We start from the raw sequence: 24,192 nt of genomic DNA, 5'->3' as shown, positions 1-24,192 counted from the left end.
CGCACAGAGCCGTTCGCCCGGCTATGCCTGCTCGCGAACGCGGTCCGGCTCGGCGCCGAACGCGAAGTGCCGCCCCGTCACGCTGAGCGGACGGATCCGCACGTAGTGGGTCTTGGCCGTCGCCGTCCACGGCAGCAGGTTCGCGGCGTCGGCTTCGGCGATCTCCTCGTCGCTGCGCAGTGAGCGGGCGGTGCCCTTGACGATGACGCTCCAGCCGTCGACGACGGTGTGGTCATCCGCCTCGAACAGCACGGTGCTGTTGATCGCGGCGCTGACGAGTTTGGTGCCCTCGGCGGTGCGGAACAGGATCGAGCGGTTCTGCACCGCGAAGTTCACGGGGAAGATCGCCGGATGACCGTCGACGCTGGTGACCAGTCGTCCGAGCGACACACTCGAGAGGTGTTTCCAGCATTCCGACTCCGGCAGCACCGAAACCGGCGCGGTTTCTTGGGACATAGCTGACACTAACCGCGCCGCGAACCGGCGCGATGCGGCCCAAAGTCCCTCATTTCGGGGACCCCGAGCACTCGACCGGGTACCACGAATGCAGCTGCGGTAGCAGCGCGTTCTTCTTGAAGTGATGCTCAGCCATCCGGCTGAGGATGTCGTCGAGCACGACGACGGCGTCTTCGACGTGCGCGCCCTTGTTCAGCATCACGCACTCGGCGCGCTCGCCCATCGCAGCATCGCTGATCTCGGCCCGCGACGGCACTCCACTCGTGGCGAGCTGCTCGAGCACCTGGGTGGCCCAGATCACCGGGAGATGCGCGGCCTCGCACAACCACAGGATCTCCTCCTGCAGTTCGGCCAGCCGCTCGTAACCCACCTCCACCGCCAGGTCCCCGCGCGCGATCATCACCCCGACCGACGGCCGGCGCATCGCGGTGGCGAGCAGATCCGGGAGGCGCTCGAACGCGCGTCTGGTCTCGATCTTGAGGACCACGCCGACACGGTCCCCGCCCAACTGGGCGAGCAGATGGTGCAGATGCCGTACGTCGGCCGGATCCTGGACGAAGGACATCTCCACCAGGTCGGCGATCTCGACGACCGATGCCAGGTCGTCGATGTCTTTGTCGGTCAGTGCCGGCACCGGTAGCACCGTGTCCGGCAGGTTGATCCCCTTGCCCGCACGCAATTTCGATCCACGAGGCGAGGCGCGGTCGATCCGTACTTGCAGCGCGTCGGGTCTCACCGCGACGATCGTGGCGCCGATTCGACCGTCGTCGAAGAAGATCGATTCCCCTGCGCGCGCGTGGGTGAAGACGTCGGGCAGCGTGCACCCGATCCGCCCTGAGCCCGGCGGAACGGCGGCGCAGTCCCTGTCCACCGTCAGCGTGTCACCGGGTCGCAGCACCAGATACTGCTCCCGTTCGGGCAGCGCGCCGATCTCGGTCGGATCGTCGCACCCGTCGACTCGCACCACGGTGCCGGTGGCCAGATACACCGTGCGGTCCGAGCAGGCGACAGCACCGCCGTCGGCGACGTCGGTCAGCCTCAGCGTCCTCGTCGCTCCACGGGTGTCCCGCACGCGCAGCACGTCACCGATCCGCCGACGCGCCAGCCACTCCGCGGTGACCGGCACGGTCGTCATGTCCGGCGCCACGGCCGGGATCATGCGGTCGTCAGCCGTGAACCAGGCGCGGCCCGGCGCAACGACATGCCCCAGCGCATCGCGGTGCGGTCGCAGCTTGACCACCGCGGGACCAGGCGTGATCGGCCCGGTACGCACCTTCGGCCCCGCCAGATCCATCGCGATCAGGCACGTGCGCGCTGCTGTGACGTTCGCGGCGCGCACGTGCGCGGCCATCGCGCGCCAGGCGGCGGGGTCATCGTGGGCGCAATTGATCCGCGCGACGTCCATGCCGCGCCGCACCAGTCGCTCGACCAGATCCGCGTCGACGGCCGCCGCGGACGGAAGCGTGACCATGATGCGGGTCTCCCGCGAGACCGGAACCGGTCCCAGCAGAGCGGCGGTACGGGCGGCCAGCAGCTCGCGGCCTTCCTCGGGGCCGATGGCCGACGGTGAGGGCGGGCACCAGGAATCCTCGAGCATGGCGAGCAGGGCGGACCGGACCAGGCGCAGGGTGGCCTCGACGTGGGGTTCACTGCGACCGAGCGACGACAGCCCGAAGTGAGCGAGGCGTTGCTGCAGGTCGCGGAGATCGATCTCGCGAATTGCCCAGTAGTGCGCCAGATTTCGGGCGCTGGACCGATACTCGGGTGCGGCGGCACTGATCCGGTCGGACCATTCCGCCTCTGCGGCCGCGAGCCGCTCGAGCAGATTGTCGAGCCGCTCGACCAGACGTGCGAGTTCGGACTGGGTGTCGCCACCCGCGGCAGACCCCACTTCTCGCGACAGTGACATCGGTCCGACGCTATCGGGCGCGGGTTACCGGCCGATGAACTCAGTTAGGGACTTTCGGCCCCACTTCGACAGGCCGCAGGCACTGGGCACCGCCGCGGGGACGGCGCACGATGGCGGACATGGATGTGGCGGTGATCGACGCCGCGGGGCTGCAGCAGCTGGTGTCGGTCCTGCAGGAGCTCGGATATCGCGTTGTGGGACCGACGGTGTCCGACAACGCGATCGTGCTCGACGAACTCGACAGCGCCGACGACCTGCCGGCCGGGTGGGGCGTCGACGTCGCGCCCGGGCAGTATCGACTGCGCCGACGCGACGACGATGCGGTGTTCGGCCATTCGGCCGGCCCGCAGTCCTGGAAGCAGTTCCTGCATCCTGCCCGCCAGCAGGTGTGGTCCTCCGACGGCGAGCTCACCGAGGAGATCCCGCGGTACGCCTTCCTCGGCGTGCGGGGCTGCGACCTGGCCGCGATCGCCACCCTCAACGGAGTCCTCGGCGCCGGCGCCCACCCCGACCGCGCCTTCACCGGCCGCTTGGGACGCGCGTTCGTCGTCGCGGTCAACTGCACCGAGCCAGGAGGGCTGTGCTTCTGCGCGTCGATGGGCACCGGCCCCGCCGCCGGTCCGGGGTACGACCTGGGCCTGACCGAACGCACCGGTCCGGACGGCCGACGCTATGTCGTCGACGTCGGGAGCGCCGCAGGCGCCGACGTGCTGGACCGACTGGCACGCCGTGAGCCCAACGCCGGCGAGATCGATTCCGCCCGAGCCGAAGTCGCCGACGCCGCCGGCCACATGGGCCGGCAGATGCCCGAGGGCGATCTGCGGGCGCTGCTGATCGAATCCCGGGAATCACCGCACTGGGACGAGGTGGCCTCGCGGTGCCTGACCTGCGGCAACTGCACCATGGTGTGCCCGACCTGCTTCTGCACCAGCGTCGAGGACGTCACCGACCTCACCGGCACGCACGCCGAGCGGTGGTCGACGTGGGCGTCGTGCTTCGAGATGGATTTCACGTTCGTCCACGAGGGCAGTGTCCGGCAGTCACCTCCCTCACGCTATCGACACTGGCTGACCCACAAGCTCGGCACCTGGCACGACCAGTTCGGGACCTCGGGGTGCGTCGGATGCGGACGCTGTATCGCCTGGTGCCCCACCGGCATCGACATCACCGAGGAGATGGCGACCTTCGCAGAGCAGGCCGACGATGACTGAGACCGCCACCGTGGCGCGCCGCCACACGATGGCGCCGGTGCCCTACCGGGTGCTCAGCCGCGTGGCCGAGAACCGGGACTCGGCGACCTTGCGCCTGGCGCCCGTGGCGGAGGCGCTGCCGTCACCCGCTCCGGGCGAGTTCATGATGATGTACGCCTTCGGGGTCGGTGAGGTGGCGATCTCGGTGAGCGGGGCTCCCGAGGCGCCGGACGCCACGATCACCCACACCATTCGCGCCGTGGGCGCGGTCAGCCGGAAACTGCACGACGCCGAGCCCGGGACGGTGATCGGGTTGCGCGGCCCGTTCGGCACGAGTTGGGCTGTGCCGGACGCCGCAGGGCGCGACCTGGTGATCGTCGCGGGCGGTGTCGGGTTGGCGCCGCTGCGCCCCGTCGTGATCGCCGCCCTGCGCGACCGTCACCGCTTCGGCCGCGTCACGCTCATCGCCGGCGCACGCTCGCGCGACGACTTCCTCTTCACCGCCGAACTCGATGCCTGGGCGCAGCGCGACGACCTCGAGGTGCATCTGACCGTCGACGTGCCGGTACAGGGCTGGCCCGGTGAGGTCGGTTTCGTCACCGGACCGCTGCGCCGGCTACCGCTGCGCCCGGGCGTCACCACCGCGTTCCTGTGCGGCCCGGAGGTGATGATGCGCAACGGCGCGACAGAACTCATCAGGAAGGGCATGGCGCGCAACGACATCCGCGTGTCGCTCGAGCGCAACATGCAGTGCGGCGTCGGCTGGTGCGGGCACTGCCAGCTGGGGCCGTTGCTGCTGTGCCGGGACGGACCGGTTGTCGGTTACGACGTCGCGGAACCACTGCTGCGGATCAGGGAGTTGTGATGACCGTTCCCAGCCTGGCCGTGTGGAAGTTCGCGTCATGCGACGGCTGCCAGCTGACGCTGCTCGACTGCGAGGACGAGCTGCTGACCCTCGCAGGCCAGATCCGGATCGCCACCTTCCTCGAGGCGTCCAGCGCGATCATGACCGGTCCCTACGACGTCTCGCTCGTCGAAGGTTCCATCACCACCGCCGCCGACGAGCGCCGGATCACCGAGATCCGCGAGCAGTCGCGGATTCTCGTCACCATCGGCGCCTGCGCCACCGGCGGCGGCATCCAGGCGCTGCGCAACTTCGCCGACATCGACGAGTTCACCTCCGTGGTCTACGCGCAGCCCGACTACATCGACACGCTGGCCACCTCGACGCCGGCATCCGCGCACGTACAGGTCGACTACCAACTGCAGGGATGCCCGATCGACCGCGGGCAACTGCTCGAGACACTGGCGGCGCTGCTGGTCGGCCGCAAACCACGGCTGCCCGCCAAAACCGTGTGCACCGAATGCAAGATGCGCGGAGTGACCTGCGTGGTCGTCGCCCACGGGACCCCGTGTCTGGGGCCGGTGACCCACGCCGGGTGCGGCGCGCTGTGCCCGTCGTTCCATCGCGGCTGCTACGGCTGCTTCGGCCCGGCCGCCACCCCCAACACCGCCGCGTTGATCCCGCTGCTGCACCGCGACGGCATGTCCGGCGACGACGTGGAGCGGGTGTTCCACACCTTCAACGCCACCCGCTTCGCCGCGGAACGGAACGACACATGACCGAGGATCGGGAAACCCGGACACTCACCGTCGGCGCGCTCACCCGCGTCGAAGGCGAAGGCGCTCTGAACGTCACGCTGACCGACGGCGTGGTCGAGCACGTCGAGCTCAACATCTACGAGGCGCCGCGGTTCTTCGAGGCGTTCCTGCGCGGCCGGGCCTACACCGAACCGCCCGACATCACCGCCCGCGTGTGCGGTATCTGCCCGGTCGCCTACCAGGTCAGCGCCTGCAACGCGATCGAGGACGCCTGCGGGGTGACGATCGACCCCCAGCTGGTGGCGCTGCGCCGGCTGCTGTACTGCGGAGAGTGGATCCACAGCCACGCCCTGCACATCTTCCTGCTGCACCTGCCCGACTTCCTCGGCTACCCCGACGTGGTGACGATGGCCGCCGACCACCCGCAGCTGGTCGAGCGCGGACTGGCGCTGAAGAAGGCCGGTAATCGGTTGATGGAGCAGATCGGTGGACGCGCGATCCATCCGGTCAACGTGAAGCTCGGCGGGTTCTACGCGACGCCGACGCCCGCTCAGATGCGGCCGTTGGCCGAGATGCTGCGCCGCGCAATCGATGACGCGCTGTACACCGTTGCCCAGACCGCCCGGCTCGACTTTCCCGATGCCGAGTTCGACCACGAGTTCCTGGCGTTGACCCTTCCGGACCGCTACCCGATCGAGAACGGGACGATCGCGCGCAGCGCGGGAAGCGCCTTCGCCGTGCGCGACTTCGCCGACCATGTCGTGGAAGAGCAGGTGCCGCATTCCACTGCGCTGCAGGCCACGTTGGACGGAGGCCGCTATCTCACCGGACCGCTGGCGCGGTACTCGCTGAACTCGTCGCGGCTCTCGCCGCTCGCGGCGCAGGCAGCCGCCGATGCCGGGCTCGGACCGCAGTGCCGTAACCCGTTTCGCAGCATCGTGGTACGCGCGGTCGAGGTGTTGTACGCGGTCGAAGAGGCGCTGCGGATCGTCGAGAACTACGAGGTGCCGCCGCGGCCGTCGGTCGACGTTCCGGCCCGGGCGGGGATCGGCCACGGCGTCAGCGAGGCACCCCGAGGTCTGCTCTACCACCGCTACGAGATCGACAACCACGGACTGGTGCGGGCGGCGACGATGATTCCGCCGACCTCGCAGAACCAGGGCGCGATCGAGCACGAGATGGCGCTGCTGGTCGGGGCGAACCTGACGCTCGACGACGCTGCGCTGACGGCACTGTGTGAGCGGTCGATCCGCAATCACGACCCGTGCATCTCGTGCTCGGCGCACTTTTTGACGCTCACCATCGACCGCCAGTGACGGTCGTGGTGATCGGGATCGGCAACGACTTCCGCCGCGACGACGGGATCGGGCCCACGGTGGCCGCTGCGGTACGACGCCTCCATCTGGAGAACGTCGACGTGCTCACCGCGTCCGACGATCCTGCCGTTCTCCTCGACGCCTGGGACGGCGCCGAACTGGCCGTGATCGTCGACGCGGCCGCCGGTGATGACGCCGCCCCGGGTCGGCTTCGGCGGTGGACGCCCGACGAGACGCCGCCCGCAGCGGTGAGTTCCCATGCGTTCGATCTGTCCGCCGTCTACGCACTGGGCCGGGCCCTTGGCCGGACGCCGGAGCAACTGGTGGTGTTCACCGTCGACGCCGCCGACGTCGGTCACGGCGACTTGATGACCCCGGCCGTGGCGGCCGCGGTGCCGCGGGTGGTCTCCGCGGTCGTCGCCGAGATCACCCCGTGAGGGGTTCGAGCACGAAGAGGCTCCGCTCGCCTCCACGCCGGAAGTGGTCTTCGTAGGCCGGCCACAGGGAAACCAGTGCCGGCCAGTAGCGTTCTACGTCGGCATCCTGCACCTCGTGCGCGGTGCAGGAGAGGTTGTCCCGACCGACCCTGATCCCGACCTGCGGATGGGCCCGCACGTTGAGCACCCACGGATTCACCCGCTCACCGTCGGGCCGCACATTGCACACCACAAAGCGTGCGCCGTCCCTGAGGTAGAACACCGGCGTGGTGTGCTGCCTCCTCGTCCGGCGGCCGATGGTCGTCAGTAACAGCACGCTGCGGCCACGCCCCCACCGGAACGCCCGGCCGTCGGTCGCGCGGTACAGGAGCCGGTGAACAGGCGCGACGACATGCTTGATCGCCCACACCGCGAATGGCCCCGCGCCCGTGTGCACCACACCATGAAACACCCTGCGCGGAGCTGGGCACATAGGACTTCCGTCGCCTGATCAAGGACCAAAGCCTCCACACCACGGCAGATCCCACCCATAGCGTGTGACACACGGGGTGGCGACCGCGACCCCGTCCGCCCGGATGTGGGAGACGACGATGTCACAGTCCGTAATTCCAGGCCCAGCCAAACCCACGCCGCGAGCGCCGAAGACGACTGCCGGCCTGGGCCTGGCCGCCCTGACCGCACTGGTCGTCGGATCGATGATCGGCAGCGGCATCTTCGCGCTGCCGTCGCAGATGGCCGGCAGCGCAGCACCCGGGCCGCTCATCATCGGCTGGACCATCACCGGCGTCGGCATGCTGATGCTGGCGTTCGTCTTCCAGACGCTGGCGACCCGCAAGCCCGACGTCGACGGCGGCGTCTACGGATACGCGCGAGCAGGTTTCGGCAACTACATCGGCTTCACGTCGGCGTTCGGCTACTGGATGTCGGCGTGGGTGGGCAACGTCGCCTACCTCGTCCTGCTGTTCTCCACACTGGGTTACTTCTTCCCCGCCTTCGAAGGGGGCGCCACGGTCGCCGCGATCATCGGCGCCTCGGTGGTGCTGTGGATCGTGCACGCGATGACACTGCGCGGCGTGCAGACCGCCGCACTGGTCAACGTCGTGGTAACGGTCGCCAAGGTGGTGCCCATCCTGGTGTTCATCGCGATCGCCGCCGTCGGCTTCAAAGCCGGCCTGTTCACCGCGGACTTCTGGGGTAAGACGACGCAGATCGACGGAGCGCCGTTGGGCGACACCATGTCCCAGGTCAAGAACATGATGCTGGTGACGGTGTGGGTGTTCATCGGTATCGAAGGCGCCTCGGTCTATTCGCAGCGCGCCGCTCGTCGCAACGACGTCGGCCGCGCCACCGTGCTCGGGTTCGTCGGCGTGCTGGCGCTGCTGCTCCTCGTCAACCTGTTGTCCTACGGTCTGATGGCGCAGGCCGAGCTCGCCGGCGTGCCCGACCCGTCCATGGCCGGCGTCCTCGAGAACCAGGTCGGCAGCTGGGGCGCGGCGTTCATCTCGATCGGCCTGGTGGTCTCACTGCTGGGCGCACTGATCGCCTGGGTGCTGCTGTGCGTCGAGATCCTGCGCCTCCCCGCGCTGGAGAACGTGATGCCCAAGGCACTGGCCAAGGAGAACAGCCACGGCGCACCCGCCACCGCGCTGTGGCTGACCAACCTGTGCGTTCAGGCGCTGCTGCTGTGGACGCTGGCGAACTCGAGCACCTACACCAATCTGATCTACCTGGCGACGTCACTGATCCTGCTGCCGTATCTGTGGTCGGCGGCCTACCAGGTACTGCTCGCCGTGCGCGGAGAGACCTATGAGGCCGGCCGCGGCAGGACCCGCGACATCCTGATCGGTGCGATCGCGCTCGTGTACGCCGTGTGGCTGCTCTATGCGGGCGGCTGGCAGTACCTGCTGATCGCGGCCGTGTTCTACCTGGTGGGTACGGCGCTCTACATCTGGGCCCGCAAGGAGAGCAAGCTGCCCGTCTTCACCACGGCCGAGATGGTCGTGGTCGGGGTCCTCGCAGTGACGTCGGCCGTGGCGATCGCGCTCGTGGCCACCGGAAACCTGGCCGTCCTGTGAACGCGCCGTCACGACTCGGAGTGTGGTCGGAGGCCGGGACGCTGCGCCGCGTCCTGGTCTGCGCGCCGGGACTCGCCCACCAGCGGCTCACCCCGGAGAACTGCAACGAGTTGCTCTTCGACGACGTGATCTGGTTGCAGCAGGCCCGCCGCGACCACTTCGACTTCGTCGCGAAGATGGAAGACCACGGTGTCGAGGTCCTCGAACTGCAGGACCTGCTGGCCGAGGTGATGGCCATCCCCGAGGCGCGGGCCTGGGTGCTCGACCGCAAGGTCACCGACGACCTGGTGGGTCTGGGCCTGCGCCGGGCGATCCGCGCGTGGCTGGAGGAATTACCGTGGGATCGCCTGGCGGAGTTCTTGATCGGCGGCGTGTCCTATCAGGACGTGCCCGACGACGTGGGCGGTGATTTCCTGACCGCGTTCCGCGAGCTGGACCCCGCGGGGTTCGTGCTGCGGCCGTTGCCCAACACCCAGTTCATGCGCGACAACAGCGCCTGGATCTTCGGCGGCGTGACACTGAACCCGATGTACTGGCCGGCCCGCCGCCAGGAGACGCTGTTGACCACCGCGGTCTACACGTTCCACCCGGCATTCGCCGACGAGAAGTTCGACATCTGGCTCGGGGATCCGGAAACCGTTGCCCACGATCATGGTTCGGCGACGCTCGAGGGCGGCGACGTGATGCCCATCGGCAAGGGCACCGTGGTGATCGGCATGGGTGAGCGATCGTCGCACCAGGCGATCACCCAGGTGGCCCGGAATCTGTTCGCCGCGGGTGCCGCCGAACGGGTGATCGTGGCCAGCCTGCCGAAGTCGCGCGCCGCGATGCACCTGGACACGGTGTTCACCTTCTGCGACTACGACCTCGTCACCGCCTATGCGCCGGTGGTGGACGGCATCGTGCCGTTCAGCCTGCGCCCCGACGACCGGTCCCCCTCGGGTCTGGACATCCGGCGGGAACGCCGGGGCCTGATCGACACGATCGGCGAGGCCGTCGGTGTCGAATTCCGCGTCGTCACCACCGCGGGCGACGTGTACGGCGTGCAGCGCGAGCAGTGGGACGACGGCAACAACGTCGTGGCCTTGCGACCCGGCGTCGTGATCGGCTACGACCGCAACATCCTGACGAACACGGCGCTGCGCAAAGCCGGGGTGGAGGTCGTGACCATCACGGCCAGCGAACTCGGCCGCGGCCGCGGCGGTGGCCGCTGCATGACCTGCCCTATCCTGCGCGATCCGCTCTACACCTGAATCGAAGGATCCATCGTGGCGTTCAACAACCGAAATCGCAGTCTGCTCAGCCTCGTTCATCACAGCGAACGCGACCTGCACTACCTGCTGGACCTCTCGCGCGACCTCAAACGCGCGAAGTACTCCGGTCAGGGCCGGCCGACGCTGACCGGCAAGAACATCGCACTGATCTTCGAGAAGTCCTCGACACGCACCCGGTGCGCCTTCGAGGTGGCCGCGTACGACGAAGGCGCCCACGTCACCTACATCGACCCGTCCTCGTCGCAGATCGGCCACAAGGAGTCGATGAAGGACACCGCGCGGGTGCTGGGCCGGATGTACGATGCGATCGAATACCGCGGCGCGAGCCAGTCCATCGTCGAGGAACTCGCCGAGTACGCCGGCGTGCCCGTCTTCAACGGTCTCACCGACGAGTTCCACCCCACCCAGATGCTCGCCGACGTCATGACCATGACCGAGCACTGTCCGAAACCGTTGACCGACATCTCTTTTGCCTTCGTCGGCGACGGCAGGAACAATGTCGCGAATTCGCTGCTGCTGGTCGGCGCGAAGCTGGGTATGGACGTGCGCATCGGCGCGCCGCAGGAGCTGATGCCGCACGCCGACCACGTGTCGATGTGCGAAGAGTTCGCGGCCGCCTCCGGCGCATCGACGACCATCACCGACGATCCTCTCAAGGCGGTCAGCGGAGTCGACTTCATCTACACCGACGTGTGGGTGTCGATGGGAGAACCGCTCGACACCTGGGGCCGTCGCGTCGACCTGCTGCTGCCGTTCCAGGTCAACGCGCACCTGATGGACGCGACGGGCAATCCGCGGGTGCGGTTCATGCACTGCCTACCTGCCTTCCACAACTGCGAGACCACGCTGGGCGCGCAGATCGCCGAGAAGTACCCCCACCTGCGCAACGGGATCGAGGTCACCGAGGACGTGTTCGAGAGCCCGGCGAACATCGCGTTCGAGCAGGCCGAGAACCGCATGCACACGATCAAAGCGGTGCTCGTCTCGGCGCTGACCTGATGCGGATCGTGATCGCCCTCGGCGGCAACGCGCTGTTGCGCCGGGGCCAGCCGATGACCGCCGAGAACCAGCGCGGGAACATCGCCGCCGCCGCCGAGCGCATCGCCGCCATCGCGCCGGGCAACGAGATCGTCGTCGCGCACGGCAACGGCCCGCAGGTCGGCCTGCTGGCGCTGCAAGCCGCCTCCTATCACGAGGTCGAGCCCTATCCGCTCGACGTGCTGGGCGCCCAGACGGAGGCCATGATCGGCTACGTCATCGAGCAGGAACTCGGCAACCTGCTGCCTCCCGAGCAGTCGCTGGCCACCGTGCTGACGATGATCGAGGTCGACCCTGCCGATCCGGCGTTCGGCCACCCCACCAAACCCATCGGTCCGGTGTACGACCGGGCCACCGCCGAGCGTCTGGCGGCTGCCGGCGGATGGACCATCGCCGCCGACGGAGACAAGTTCCGGCGGGTGGTGGCCAGCCCGAAACCCAGGCGCATCTTCGAGATCGGGCCCATCCGCACCCTCGTCGAGCACGGCACGGTGGTGATCTGTGCCGGCGGCGGGGGCATCCCGACGATGTACGACGCCGACGGCACCCTGCACGGCGTGGAAGCCGTCATCGACAAAGACCTCGCCTCCGCGCTGCTGGCCGAGCAACTCGACGCCGATCTGCTGGTCATCGCCACCGACGTCGACGGCGTGTACACCGGATGGGGCACGCAGGAGCAGACGCGGCTCGGCCGGGTGACGCCCGACGAGCTCGAGGGCATGGACTTCGCGACGGGTTCGATGGGTCCCAAGGTCGACGCCGCGTGCGGCTTCACCCGCGCCACGGGCCAGGACGCGGTCATCGGTGCCCTGACCGACATCGTCGGAATCGTGAAGGGAACAGCGGGAACCCGGGTGTCCACCGGCTAGCGACGCCGACTGTGCGGTGCGATACGCCTCGATCGGCGAGTCGCGGACGACTCCGCACACTCGGCGGCCGGCTAGCGACGCGAAACCGTCACTGGTCGAAGTCGATCGTGCCGCCGGCCAGCAGCGTCTGCTGCACCCCGCGGCACTCCACCAGCACCGGTGAGGCGTCGCCGGGCTCCGCGGACAGTGTGGCACTGCGCCCGCTGACGCTCAGCCGCAGCCGATGGCCGCGGTAGCGGAACGTGAACTCCAGTCTGCCCAGGGCTTTCGGCCACAGCGGGCCCAGCACGATCCGGTCCCGGCGGATCTCCAGGCCGGTGAAGCACCGCTGCAGCAGGTCGATGCTGCCGGTCATGGCCGCCAGGTGGATGCCCTCGGACGTGGTGCCCTGCTGGATGTCGACGATGTCGGAGGCGAGGGCCTGCGCGAAGTACTCCATCGCCTGAGCGCGATTGCCACGAGCCACCACCCAGGCATGCACGACGGCACTCAGCGTCGACCCGTGCGAGGTGCGGTCCTGGTAGTAGTCGATGGTCGCCGGGATCTGCTCGGGTGTGAAGCGGTAGCCGAGCCGGTCGAAGAGTTCGTAGAGTTCGTCGGCGGAGAGCAGGTAGAACAGCATCAGGGCGTCCGCCTGCTTGGAGGCCTGGTAGTTGTTGGGGCTGTCGTTCTCGGCTTCGAGGATGCGGTCGAGGCGCTGCATGTTCGCGTACCGGGCCCGGTATCCCGCCCAATCCAGTTCCGGGAGCTTCTCGTACCCCTCGAACTGACTGATCACCCCGTCGTGGAACGGCACGAACATCCGCCTGCTGACGTCGTCCCACCGCACGAGTTCGTCGTCGTCGATGCCGAGGCTCTCCAGCAGGGCGAGCCGGTAGTACAGCGGGATGCGTTCGAGGGCCTCGAGGGTGCGCGCGATGACCCAGACCGCCAGCACATTGCTGTAGGCATTGTTGTCGATCCCGTCGTATTCCTTTCCGGGATAACCGGAATGGAACTCGTCGGGGCCGATCACACCGCGGATCACATAGCGTTGCCGCTCGTCGTCGAACTCGGCGAGGCTGACCCAGAACCGGCTGATCTCGGCGAGCATTTCCGCGCCGTAGTCGATCAGGAAGCCGATGTCGCCGGTGACCTGGTAGTGCTGCCAGACGTTGTAGGCGATCGCCAGCCCGATGTGGTGGGCGCGGGAGCTGGCGTCGGGGTTCCAGTGGCCGGACTTCGGATTCAGGTGCAGTCGTTGACTTTCCTCGCGTCCATCGCTGCCCGACTGCCACGGGAACATCGCGCCGACGTGACCGACCGCCAGCGCGGCGCGGCGGGCCTCGGGCAGCCTGCGGTAGCGGTACATCAGCAGAGAGCGGGTGACTTTCGGCAGCCTCAGGTTCGTCACCGGGAACACGAACAGCTCGTCCCAGAACACGTGGCCGCGGTAGGCCTCGCCGTGCAGGCCCCGAGCCGGCACCCCGACGTCGAGGTCGGCCGTATGCGGCGACAGCGTCTGCAGCAGATGCAGCTGGTGCAACCGCACGAGGCGCAGCAGGTCCGCATCGCGGCCCATCTCGACGTTGAAGCGTTCCCACAGGTGCGCCCACGCCAACCGGTGGCCGTGTTCCAGCGTCGCGAAATCGCCGGCCCGCTGCAGTTCCCGTTCCGCCGCGACGACCGGGCCCGAGATGCCGTGATCGCGGCTGGTGAACACGCAGACCACCTTCTCCAGGGTGGCCGACTGCCCGGTGCGCAGGTCCGCGGTGAGCCGGTGACCGATGCGGGCGTGCTCGGTGAGCGTCATGCACTCGGCGGATGCGTCGACGTCGCCGACGCGCAGCGTGTTGCGCACCGCGACCGCGATGTCGATTCCCGACTCGACGGTCTGTGCGGCGAGCAGCACCGAATCCGCGGCGAGTTCGTGCATGGCCACGACGTCGAGGTGACGCGACGCCAGGTCGCGGTACCGGTCCACGCCGCGGTTGACCACCGCGCCGTCCACGGACGACCTGAATTCGATTCGGCCCGACCAGTTCAGCGCCTCCACCGTCGTCGTCAGCGCCGCGACGTGCGGTTGATGCATGGAGACGAACCGCTTCTGGCGCACCCGGATGTCGCGGCCGTCGGCGTCGGCGAACAGGAACTCCCGTGACAGCGTGGCGCGGCGCAGATCAAGGGTGACCAGGTAGGAGGAGACGTCGACGTCGTCGATGCCGAACCACGCTCCCCCGTCGATGCGGAAGGTGACCGGCAACCAGTTCGGCAGGTTCACCAGAGACTCGTTGTCGATCGTCACACCCGCGACGGTGTCGGTGAGACGGTTGTAGACCCCCGCCACGTAGGTGCCCGGGTAGTGGAACTGGCCCGCCTCGCATTCCGGCGCTGTGCCGCGGACGGCGAGGTATCCGTTGCCCATGGTGCACAGGGCTTCCCGCAGTTTCTCGTCCTCGGGGCGGTACCCGCCGTAGGTCATCACCCACGGGTCGTTGAGGGTGTCGTGCTCGGCGGTGAGCTGCTCGACGATCTTCTCGAGGAACTCGCAGACCGCCTCGGGGTCCAGGAGTGCGAACCGTGCGGCCGACCGACGATCGCCCGTCTCGGCGCTACGCACGGCGATGCCGATGCCCTTGTTCCGGACGGCGTCGAAACCGTCTTCGTCGGTCAGGTCGTCGCCGATGTAGATGGGTAGCAACAGATCCGTTCCGTCGATGCGCTCGAGGATCCAGTCGATCGTTCTGCCCTTGCCCCACTCGACGTCGGGGCGCAACTCGATGACCTTGCGCCCGCCGGTCACCCGGAGCTGGTGGCGCTGTCCGAGGATGCGGACGGTCGCCATCACCTCGTCGACACGATCGGGGGCCACCGCCCGGTAGTGCACCGCAACCGAGAATCGCTTGTCCTCGATGAGAAGTCCTTCGACCGACGCGAGCCGCCGGCGCAACTCGTCGCGGGCCTCCTGCAGGACGCGCACGGCCGCGATACCGGCCTCGTTCTCGTGGAATGAACCGTCGGGCGCGGCGAGCTCGAAGCCGTGGCTGCCCGCGTACCACAGGCCGGGCACCCCGACACGGTCACGGATGTCGGCCAGGGCGCGGCCGCTGATGATCGCGACCGGGCAGCGGGCGGCGAGTGCGGCGAGCACCTTGTCGGCACCGGGGACCAGCGTCGCGGCGTCGGGTTCTCCGACGATCTCGGACAGGGTCCCGTCGTAGTCCAGCATGACGACCGGCTGCCGGGTTTCGAGCAGCCCGGCGAATTCGCTGTAGGACTGCAGCGCGTCGGCCATCTCCGAGGTCCGGCGGAAGCTGTCGCGCACCGACACCGCGACGAGGTCGGCGAGCACGACGTCGGCTCCGCAGCGGCGCAGCGCCTCCCCGTCCCCGGTGCGGTCGAGTCCGATCACCAGTCCGAAGCCGCCGTTGCGGCCGGCCGCGACACCGGCCTCGGTCGTGTCGACGACGACGCAGCGACCCGGGTGCACCCCCAGCCGGCGCGCCGCCTCGAGCAGCATGTCGTCCGGGTTGACGTCGTCCACGCTCGCGGCGAGAACATCCGACAGGCCCGCGGCGTCGAGCACTTCCGCGCTGTGCGGCTCGTCGGAGTAGACCGCCGCCTTGATGTCGTCGGCGGCGAGCCTGCGGACGAACTCGACGGTCGACTCGACCACCCCCACGCCGTCGAGGTCGACGATCACTGCGTCGTGGTAACGCGGGTCCACGAACACCGGCAGCGACATGCTCATCCTCCTCACACCCCAAAGGCCATGAGCCCCATGTGATCGTCTCGGAGGTGGCCCACGGAAGGGCAGGAAGTCACTCGTTGTCCGGTCGAGGACCTTCTGCCCTCGGCATTCGGGACCTTCGGCGCGGCGCTGTGGCCCTCGGACGGTACGCGCGCGGGGCGGGAACGCAGAGGGTGGACACATGGCTGCAACACGGCAAGACACGTACGTGCGCGACATCTCCACGCTGACGATCGCCGACGCCGAAGAAGCGGGTGGCAAGGGCGCGAACATGGGCGAAATGGTCGCCGCCGAGCTGCCGGTCCCGCCGGGTTTCGTGCTGCTGCGCGACTGCTACCGCGAGTCCATGCGCTCCGGCGGGGTCGACGCGGAGCTCAACGCGCTGCATCGCGAGGCGCTGCAGGCTGCCTCCGACACCGTCGCGCTCACCGAGCGCTGTGAGCGGATGCAGGGCCTGGTGCACAAGGCCGGCGTCAGCGACTCGGTGCGCCGACGGATCCTGGACGCCTACACCGCGCTGGGCCCGACGTCGGTCGTGGCGGTGCGGTCCTCGGCGACCGGCGAGGACGGGGCGGACGCGTCGTTCGCGGGGATGAACGCGACCTTGACCAACATCACCGGCGAGGACGGGCTGATCGACGCCGTGGTGCGGTGCTGGATGTCGCTGTTCAGCCCGCGCGTCATCACCTACCGCGCCAGCCGCGGCTTCACCGCCGACCCGGCGATGGCGGTCGTCGTCCAGCTGATGGTCGACTCGGAGAAGGCCGGGGTCGCGTTCACTGCCGACCCCAGCAACGGCGCCCAGGACCGGGTCGTCATCGAGGGCGCCTTCGGTCTGGGCGAGGTCGTGGTGTCCGGCGAGGTGGAACCCGACACCTATCTCGTCGCCAAGGACACGCTGGCCCCGCTCGATGTCCGGCTCGGCCACAAGGCGTTCAAGATCATCCGCGGCGCCGACGGCCACGACACCACGGTCGATCTCAGCGAGGCAGAGGCGGATTCGCGGGTGCTCTCCGACGACGAACTCCGCACGATCGCCGAACTCGCGATCGCCACCGAGCGGCACAACGGCTGCCCCCAGGACACGGAGTGGGCGATCGCCGGCGGCAAGACCTATCTGGTGCAGGCCCGCCCGATCACCACACTTGGCCACACCACCCCGGCCGCGGCCGAGAAGCACGTGGTGCTGGCGCGCGGGCTGGCCGCGGCGCCCGGCATCGCGTCGGGCAGGGTCCGGGTGCTCGAGACGCCCGATCAGGGCGAGCGGCTCGAGAAGGGAGAGATCCTCGTCGCGCAGATGACCAATCCCGACTGGCTGCCGACGATCCGCCGCGCCGCCGCGCTGGTCACCGACACCGGAGGAATGACGTGCCACGCCGCGATCGTGGCCCGTGAGCTCGGGGTGCCCTGCATCGTCGGTACGCGCACCGCGACCCGCGATCTGCACAACGGGACCGTGGTCACGGTCGACGGGGCGCGCGGAGAGGTGGTGTCAGGTCGGGTCGAGCCCAAGCCGACGGTCTCGGTCACCGAGCGCAGCGCTCCGGCTCCGGTGGTCAGCGAGGTCACTGGTACCCGCGTCTACGTCAACCTGGCAATGCCCGAGTCCGCAGAATCCGTTGCGGCACAACCCGTCGACGGCGTCGGGCTGCTGCGTGCCGAGTTCATGCTGACCGAGGCGCTCGGCGGCCGCCATCCACGCGACCTGATCGCGCACGGCGAGCAGAGCACCCTGGTCGACAAGTTGGTCGCCTCGGTGGGGCGAATCGCGGCGGCGTTCGGCACGCGCCCGGTGGTCTACCGGGCCACCGACTTCCGCAGCAACGAGTTCCGCGGACTGGTGGGCGGCGAGGCGTACGAGCCCGTCGAGCACAACCCGATGATCGGCTACCGCGGCTGCTACCGCTATGTATCCGAACCCGACCTGTTCGCCCTCGAGCTCGAAGCGCTGGCCCGCGTGCGTGAGCAGTCACCCAATGTCACCCTGATGATCCCGTTCGTGCGCACCCGCTGGGAGCTCGAGGCCTGCCTGGAACTGGTCGACGCCAGCCCCCTGGGGCGGCAGCGGGGCCTGCACCGGTGGGTGATGGCCGAAGTGCCGTCGGTGGTGCACTGGCTGCCCGAGTACATCGGAATGGGTGTCGACGGGGTCTCCATCGGCAGCAACGACCTGACCCAGCTGGTGCTCGGCGTCGACCGCGACTCCGATGTGTGCGCAGAGCTGTTCGACGAAGCGGATCCGGCCGTGCTCGACGCGATCCGTCAGATCATCGCCACCGCACAGCGGATGGGTATCACGTCGTCGCTGTGCGGCCAGGCGCCGTCGACCAATCCCGCGTTCGCCGAACATCTGGTCCGGATGGGTATCACGTCGGTGTCGGTCAACCCTGACGCGGCAGCGTCCGCTCGGCGCGTGATCGCCGCAGCCGAGCGACGGGTCCTTCTCGAAGCGGCGCGGTGACCGCGACGCTGCCGGCCGCCGTTCGCAATCGGGACACCATCGCGAGCTCACCGCTCGACGACGTGCTGACCCTGCTCGGCACCACAGTCGATGGGCTGAGTACCGCCGACGCGACCGCCCGCATCGCCGCGGTCGGCGCGAACGTGGTGCGCACGCACCGGGTGAGCGCCGCGATGGTGCTGCGCCGTCAGCTCTCCAACGCCGTGCTCGGCCTGCTCGCGGTGACCGCGGTGCTGTCGTACTTCCTCGGCGACAGCACGCAGGCGACCATCATCGGAGCCATCCTGCTCGTCAGTGTCGGCCTCGGCTTCGTGAACGAGTACCGGGCGGAACGCGCCGCTGCAGCAATGCATTCCGGTATCCACCACACCGCGGTGGTGCGTCGTGACGGGAGCTTCGGCCGAGTCGACGTCATCGGGTTGGTGCCCGGCGACGTGATCAGGCTCGAGCTCGGGGAACTGGTCCCTGCCGATGTCAGGCTCATCGACGTCAACGGCCTGGAGTGCAACGAGAGCATCCTCACCGGGGAGTCCGCGACGGCCGAGAAGTCGAGCGCGCCCGCACCGGCGGGCACTGCGGTCGGCGACGCGCGCGATCTGGCCTACATGGGAACGGTCGTCAGCGCGGGCGAGGCGACGGCGGTGGTCTACGCGACGGGTGCCGACGCCGAATTCGGCCGCATCGCAGTCGGATTAGGGGAACGCCAGCCGGAGACCGACTTCCAGGCCGGCCTGCGTCGCTTCTCCTATCTGCTGCTGCGGGTGGCTCTGATGCTGACCGCCGTCATCATCGTCACCAACCTGCTGCTCGGCCGCCCGCTGATCGACTCGGCTCTGTTCGGCCTGGCGATCGCCGTCGGCATCACCCCGCAGCTGTTGCCCGCCGTGGTCAGTACCAGCCTGGCGACCGGCTCACGGCGGCTGGCGAAGCTGAAGGTTCTGGTCAAGCGACTGGTCTGCATCGAGGATCTCGGTGACATCGACATCCTGATCACCGACAAGACGGGCACGTTGACCGAGGGACGGGTGGAGTTGATCGAGGCCGTCGATCCCTCCGGGGTGGCCGCCGCCGCGGTGCTTCTGTCCGGGCTGCTGGCCACCGACCTCGACCCGGCTGTCGGGGGGGTGAGCGCCAACGATCTCGACGCCGCGCTGTGGGCGGGTCATCGGCCTGTCAAGGGCGTTACGCGCGTGGCGGTGCTGCCCTTCGACCACACCCGGCGGTCCACCTCGGCCCTGGTCGACGACGGCCCACGCCGCGTGCTGGTGGTCAAAGGCGCCCCTGAGCAGGTGATGGCGCGCTGCGTTGAGGTGCCCCCCGACGCGACGGCCACGCTGTCGGCGTTGTTCGCCGACGGCCGGCGGGTGGTCGCGGTGGCCAGCAGACCCGGCGACGGTATCACCCGGCTGTCGGCCGACGACGAGACCGGGTTGTGCCTCGAGGGGTTCCTGGTCTTCGCCGACAATCCGAAGCCGGCTGCGCGCGACTCGCTGGCCCGTCTCGCGGCGCTGGGCATCGAGGTCAAGATCGCCACCGGCGACAATGCTCAGGTGGCCGAAAAGGTCTGTGCCGATTTGGGTTTACCCAGCAAGGGCACACTCACCGGGGCGCAGCTCCAGCAGATCGACGATGAGCACCTCGACGCCGCTACTCGGGATCACACGATCTTCGCCCGGATCTCCCCCACGCAGAAGGCCCGCATCGTCGCGTCGCTGCGGCACACCGGACGGTCGGTCGGATTCCTCGGCGACGGTGTCAACGACGCCCTGGCGCTGCACTCCGCCGATGTCGGGATATCGGTGGACACCGCCACCGACGTGGCCAAGGACGCGGCAGACGTGGTGCTGTTGGAGAAGGATCTCGATGTGCTCGCGGCGGGTGTGGCCGAGGGCCGGCGCATCTTCGCGAACACGATCAAGTACGTCCTGATGGGGACGTCGAGCAACTTCGGCAACATGTTCAGCGCCGCGGCGGCGTCGGCCGTGCTGCCGTTCCTGCCGATGCTGCCCGGGCAGATCCTGCTCAACAACCTGCTCTACGACACGTCGCAGCTGGCGATCCCCGCCGACCACGTCGACGAGGAGCAGTTGCACGCGCCCGCGCACTGGAACATCGCCTTCATCCGGCGCTTCATGCTGACGTTCGGACCGGTCAGCTCGTTGTTCGATTTCCTGACCTTCGGTCTGATGCTCGGCGTCCTCAACGCGGGTCCGGTCGAGTTCCGCACGGGCTGGTTCGTCGAATCGCTGGCCACCCAGACGCTGATCATCTTCGCGATCCGCACGCGCCGGGTGCCGTTCCTCCGGAGCCGGCCGGCCGCGCTACTGATCGTCACCACGGGCGCCGTGATCGCGGTCGGCGTCATGCTCACCCTCTCCCCTGTCGCGGCGCGTCTCGGATTCACCCCGCTGCCCTGGCTGTTCTTCGCCGCACTCGTCGCGCTGACGATCGCCTATCTCGTCCTGGTCGACGTCACCAAATCCGTGTTCTATGCCGAGCCGATGCACATGGCCGGCGCGGCGCACCGCACCCGCGGAGAAATCCACCGCATCCATCGCCGTGCCGCCCGGTTCAGTCACCCCGACCGGCTGCCGGTGGTGGCACCTCGATGACCGCCGTGCTCGCGCAGTGGCGCAGGTACCTGGAGCCGACCCTGACCGTGATCACCGTGGGCGCTCTCGCCGCGGGCGGAATCGCCTGGGCCGCAGGCCACCAGCGGCTCGCCGACGGATGCTGGATCGCGGGCACCCTGGTCGCGCTGGCGCCGGCCCTGTGGTGGGTGATCGCCACGCTGCGGCACGGCCGGGCGGGAGTCGACGTCATCGCGGTGCTGTCCCTGGTCGGCACGCTGGTGGTCGGTGAGTACCTGGCCGGTGCGCTGATCGCGGTGATGCTGGCCGGCGGCCGCGCGCTCGAAGCGGCCGCCCAGCGCCGCGCGTCCCATGATCTGCAGGCGCTGTTGGCGCATGCGCCGCGCTCTGCACGCCGCCGCACCGGCGAGACGGTGGTCACGGTCTCCCTGGACGACGTGGCGGTCGACGACCTGCTGGTCGTCAGACCCGGCGAGGTCGTCCCGGTCGACGGACGGGTCACCGGCACGGTGGCCGTCCTCGACGAGTCGGTGCTCACCGGCGAGCCCCTGCACGTCGAGCACCCGGCCGGCGACATGATCCGCAGCGGCGCCGTCAATGCCGGAGGGGCGTTCGATCTGCGCGCGACGGCCACCGCTGCGGACAGCACCTACGCCGGCATCGTCCGGCTCGCCCGGGAAGCCGGCGCCGAGAGCGCACCCATCATCCGGCTCGCCGACAGCATCGCCGCGTGGTTCCTGCCCGTCACGCTGCTGACCGCCGGGGCGGCATGGTGGTTCAGCGGTTCGGCGGCACGGGCCGTCGCAGTGCTGGTGGTCGCGACCCCCTGCCCGCTACTGCTCGCCGCTCCGGTCGCGATCGTGTCGGGCCTGTCGCGCGCCTCCCGCCGAGGAGTGGTGATCCGCAGCGGCGGTGCGCTCGAAAGCCTGGGGCACGCAACCACTCTCGTGCTCGACAAGACCGGCACGCTCACTCAGGGTCGCCCGACGGTCCTGGAGACCCTCACCGCACCAGGACATCGGGCGGCCGATGTGCTGGCACTCGCCGCCTCGGTCGACCAGATGTCGGCCCACGTCCTGGCCGAGGCCATCGTGGCCGAGGCATTGGCTCAAGGGCTGGAACCGGCGCTGCCGACGAACGTCACCGAGGAACCCGGCAGGGGCGCCACCGCGACCGTCGACGACCGCCGCGTGTACGTGGGAAAGCTGGACGCCGATGGCCTGTCCGCGCCGTGGGCGAGGTCGGCGTCCAACCGGGCCCGGCTGGACTCCGCGGCGATCGCCTGGGTCTGCGTCGACGGTGAGCCCGTGGGGGCCGTCCTGCTGCGCGATCCTCTCCGCCGTGACGCTCCCCGCACGATCCGACGGCTGCGCTCGGCGGGACTGAACCGTCTCGTCATGCTCACCGGCGACCGTCCCGACCCCGCCCGTGAAGTCGGCGCCGTTCTGGGTCTCGACGCTGTGTACGCACAGCAGAGCCCGGCCGACAAGGTCTCCGCCGTCCGCACCGAACGCGAATCCGCCACCACGATCATGGTCGGCGACGGGGTCAACGACGCGCCCGCGTTGGCGGCGGCGACGGTCGGCGTCGCGATGGGCGCTCGCGGGGCCACCGCGTCGTCGGAGGCCGCCGACATCGTGCTGACCACCAACCGGCTGGACCGGCTGGCCGATGCGATGGACATCGCCCGCTGGTCCCGGCGCATCGCGGTGCAGAGTGCCACCGTCGGCATGGCGTTGTCAGGACTGGCGATGGCCGCGGCTGCCGTCGGCTGGCTGCCGCCCGCGTGGGGAGCATTGCTGCAGGAGGGCATCGACGTCGCGGTGATCCTCAACGCGCTGCGGGCGCTGGGCGCCGATCCCGCCACGCACGTCGACCTGCCGCCCGACACCGGAGAACTCTTGCGGCGCTTCGCCTCCGAGCACGACGAACTGCGCGAGGCCGTGGGGCTGCTGCGCGAGGCAGCCGATCAGCTGGTCGGCGGCGACGCCGCGGCCCTGGCCACGCTGGTCCGCGCCCATGCGTTCCTCACCGAGCGGCTGCTGCCCCACGAAGTCGCCGAGGAGACCGAGCTGTATCCGGCGCTGGCACGCCCGCTCGGCGGCGGCGAGGCCACCGCGACGATGAGCCGGACCCACGCCGAGATCCAGCGGCTGTCCGACCGGATCGGCACCCACGTCGCGCTCGCGCGGGCTTCCGGCGGCGTTGCGCCCGACCAGACCGAGGACCTGCTGGCGTGCCTTTACGGCCTCTACGCCCTGCTGCAGCTGCATTTCCTGCAGGAGGAGGAGAACTATTTCACGCTCACCGGTGACCAGTGACGTGACCAAGGACTCTTCTGCGCTGCCCAGCACGGACATAGCGTCGGGGCCGACATGACACACGGAGACCCCATGGAATCGGAGAACGCGATGTCGGACACCACGCCACCCGACGACCGGCCGGTGATCGCCGGCATCGACGGTTCGGCGGCTGCGCTGCACGCGGCCGAATGGGCCGCTGACGAAGCACTCGCCCGGGGCGTGCCGCTGCGCCTGGTCTACGTGACCAAGGCTCGGCACACCAGCACCGACGATTACAACGAGGACGTCCACCACGGCCGGACCGCGCTGCAGCAGGCCGCCGTGACGGTCGAGTCGCGGTGTCCCAAGCTCTCTGTCAGCACGTCGATCGTCGGCGGCCCGGCGGGCGCAGCCCTGCTCGCGCTGTCGGCCCAGGCCGAGATGGTGTGCGTCGGGTCCGTCGGCATCGGCCGTTACGCCCGATCGATCCTCGGGTCGACGGCGTCCGAACTCGCTGAGAAATCCTCGTGCCCGGTGGCGGTGATCCGGCCCGCGGACGACACGGCAGGTCACGGCGTCAACTGGATCGTGGTGGCTGTCAACGACGATCCCGACCACACCGCGGTGGTCGACTGCGCGATGCACGAAGCGGCGCTGCGGGATGCGCCGGTGTTGGCGCTGGGCGACCGGGCTTCTGCGACGGCGCCGCACGGTCTCGACGACGACGTCAAAGAGTTGCGCCGCCGGTATCCCGGTGTGCACGTGTACCCGATCGCCGAACGCGCCGACGTGCGGCACTTCTTGAAGAAGCACCGGGAGCGGGTGCAGCTCGCGGTGATCGGCAGCACCGAGTCGAGTGATCTGGCGGAGATCATCGGCCACCGCGAACATCCGATGTACCGGCACGCGAACGCGTCAGCTCTGGTGGTGCGGCACTGACCTCCGTCCGAGACACCGCCACG

17 protein-coding genes are annotated in these 24,192 nt (G+C 69.2%); 13 read left to right on the top strand and 4 right to left on the bottom strand.

Translation table 11 applies throughout. The features are described from left to right. Positions 1-21: 21 nt before the first annotated feature. Positions 22-456 (bottom strand): pyridoxamine 5'-phosphate oxidase family protein, encoded by a 435-nt coding sequence (locus MCHLDSM_RS26890; RefSeq protein ID WP_048472743.1) that lies wholly within the window; start codon positions 454-456, stop codon positions 22-24. A gap of 49 nt (positions 457-505) precedes the next feature. Beyond that, a complete protein-coding gene (locus MCHLDSM_RS26885; protein ID WP_048472742.1) occupies positions 506-2,365 on the bottom strand; it encodes a pyruvate kinase in 1,860 nt (619 codons plus the stop codon). 119 nt (positions 2,366-2,484) lie between these two features. Between MCHLDSM_RS26885 and MCHLDSM_RS26880 the strand changes: the two genes are divergently transcribed. Genes MCHLDSM_RS26880 through MCHLDSM_RS26860 form a run of 5 tightly spaced genes read left to right on the top strand, consistent with a single transcriptional unit; the run spans position 2,485 to position 6,910 of the window. Further along, the gene (locus MCHLDSM_RS26880) at positions 2,485-3,576 is read left to right on the top strand and encodes a 4Fe-4S dicluster domain-containing protein (RefSeq protein ID WP_048472741.1); all 1,092 of its coding nucleotides are present in this window, start codon (positions 2,485-2,487) and stop codon (positions 3,574-3,576) included. Beyond that, the gene (locus tag MCHLDSM_RS26875; protein ID WP_048472740.1) at positions 3,569-4,420 is read left to right on the top strand and encodes an FAD/NAD(P)-binding protein; all 852 of its coding nucleotides are present in this window, start codon (positions 3,569-3,571) and stop codon (positions 4,418-4,420) included. The genes MCHLDSM_RS26880 and MCHLDSM_RS26875 overlap by 8 nt, the downstream gene beginning before the upstream one ends. Further along, positions 4,420-5,178 carry an NADH-quinone oxidoreductase subunit B family protein gene (locus MCHLDSM_RS26870; RefSeq protein ID WP_048473018.1) on the top strand — a complete coding sequence of 253 codons (759 nt, stop codon included), beginning with the start codon at positions 4,420-4,422 and terminating at the stop codon, positions 5,176-5,178. The genes MCHLDSM_RS26875 and MCHLDSM_RS26870 overlap by 1 nt, the downstream gene beginning before the upstream one ends. Beyond that, positions 5,175-6,473 carry a Ni/Fe hydrogenase subunit alpha gene (locus MCHLDSM_RS26865; protein ID WP_048472739.1) on the top strand — a complete coding sequence of 433 codons (1,299 nt, stop codon included), beginning with the start codon at positions 5,175-5,177 and terminating at the stop codon, positions 6,471-6,473. Before MCHLDSM_RS26870 ends, MCHLDSM_RS26865 begins: the two co-directional genes overlap by 4 nt. Continuing rightward, complete coding sequence (locus tag MCHLDSM_RS26860; protein ID WP_048472738.1) at positions 6,470-6,910, top strand: hydrogenase maturation protease; 441 nt, start codon at positions 6,470-6,472, stop codon at positions 6,908-6,910. The genes MCHLDSM_RS26865 and MCHLDSM_RS26860 overlap by 4 nt, the downstream gene beginning before the upstream one ends. Here the strand turns inward: MCHLDSM_RS26860 and MCHLDSM_RS26855 are convergent. Continuing rightward, complete coding sequence (locus MCHLDSM_RS26855) at positions 6,900-7,349, bottom strand: nitroreductase/quinone reductase family protein (protein WP_048472737.1); 450 nt, start codon at positions 7,347-7,349, stop codon at positions 6,900-6,902. The two genes, MCHLDSM_RS26860 and MCHLDSM_RS26855, sit on opposite strands and share 11 nt — an antisense overlap. 151 nt (positions 7,350-7,500) lie before the next feature. On the opposite strand from MCHLDSM_RS26855, the gene arcD reads away from it, so the two are divergent. The 4 genes from arcD to arcC are packed head-to-tail and all read left to right on the top strand — an operon-like array spanning position 7,501 to position 12,166. Continuing rightward, positions 7,501-8,985, top strand: a complete 1,485-nt coding sequence (gene arcD, locus MCHLDSM_RS26850; protein WP_048473017.1) for an arginine-ornithine antiporter — start codon at positions 7,501-7,503, stop codon at positions 8,983-8,985. Continuing rightward, positions 8,982-10,238, top strand: coding sequence for an arginine deiminase (gene arcA / locus MCHLDSM_RS26845; RefSeq protein ID WP_048472736.1), 1,257 nt, complete (start codon positions 8,982-8,984; stop codon positions 10,236-10,238). Before arcD ends, arcA begins: the two co-directional genes overlap by 4 nt. 15 nt (positions 10,239-10,253) lie before the next feature. Further along, entirely contained in the window at positions 10,254-11,258 is a 1,005-nt protein-coding gene (locus tag MCHLDSM_RS26840) for an ornithine carbamoyltransferase (protein WP_048472735.1), read from the top strand. After that, the gene (gene arcC / locus MCHLDSM_RS26835; protein ID WP_048472734.1) at positions 11,258-12,166 is read left to right on the top strand and encodes a carbamate kinase; all 909 of its coding nucleotides are present in this window, start codon (positions 11,258-11,260) and stop codon (positions 12,164-12,166) included. The genes MCHLDSM_RS26840 and arcC overlap by 1 nt, the downstream gene beginning before the upstream one ends. A gap of 88 nt (positions 12,167-12,254) precedes the next feature. Here arcC and otsB read toward each other — a convergent pair whose 3' ends face one another. Next, on the bottom strand, positions 12,255-15,890 hold the full coding sequence (otsB, locus tag MCHLDSM_RS26830; protein WP_048473016.1) for a trehalose-phosphatase: 3,636 nt from the start codon (positions 15,888-15,890) through the stop codon (positions 12,255-12,257). 187 nt (positions 15,891-16,077) lie between these two features. Here otsB and ppsA point away from each other — a divergent pair, with 187 nt between their 5' ends. From ppsA to MCHLDSM_RS26810, 4 genes are all read left to right on the top strand, one after another. Beyond that, the gene (ppsA, locus tag MCHLDSM_RS26825) at positions 16,078-18,357 is read left to right on the top strand and encodes a phosphoenolpyruvate synthase (RefSeq protein WP_048472733.1); all 2,280 of its coding nucleotides are present in this window, start codon (positions 16,078-16,080) and stop codon (positions 18,355-18,357) included. Then, positions 18,354-20,969, top strand: a complete 2,616-nt coding sequence (gene mgtA / locus MCHLDSM_RS26820; protein ID WP_048472732.1) for a magnesium-translocating P-type ATPase — start codon at positions 18,354-18,356, stop codon at positions 20,967-20,969. Before ppsA ends, mgtA begins: the two co-directional genes overlap by 4 nt. Continuing rightward, positions 20,966-23,269 carry a heavy metal translocating P-type ATPase gene (locus MCHLDSM_RS26815; RefSeq protein WP_048472731.1) on the top strand — a complete coding sequence of 768 codons (2,304 nt, stop codon included), beginning with the start codon at positions 20,966-20,968 and terminating at the stop codon, positions 23,267-23,269. Before mgtA ends, MCHLDSM_RS26815 begins: the two co-directional genes overlap by 4 nt. Before the next feature lie 72 nt (positions 23,270-23,341). Next, positions 23,342-24,169 (top strand): universal stress protein, encoded by an 828-nt coding sequence (locus tag MCHLDSM_RS26810; protein ID WP_234714202.1) that lies wholly within the window; start codon positions 23,342-23,344, stop codon positions 24,167-24,169. Positions 24,170-24,192 lie beyond the last annotated feature (23 nt).

This window comes from Mycolicibacterium chlorophenolicum, assembly GCF_001044235.1.
Classification (GTDB): Bacteria; Actinomycetota; Actinomycetes; order Mycobacteriales; family Mycobacteriaceae; genus Mycobacterium; species Mycobacterium chlorophenolicum.
Note: the sequence above shows the minus strand (reverse complement) of the source record. Positions and strands in the feature narration are given on the sequence as shown.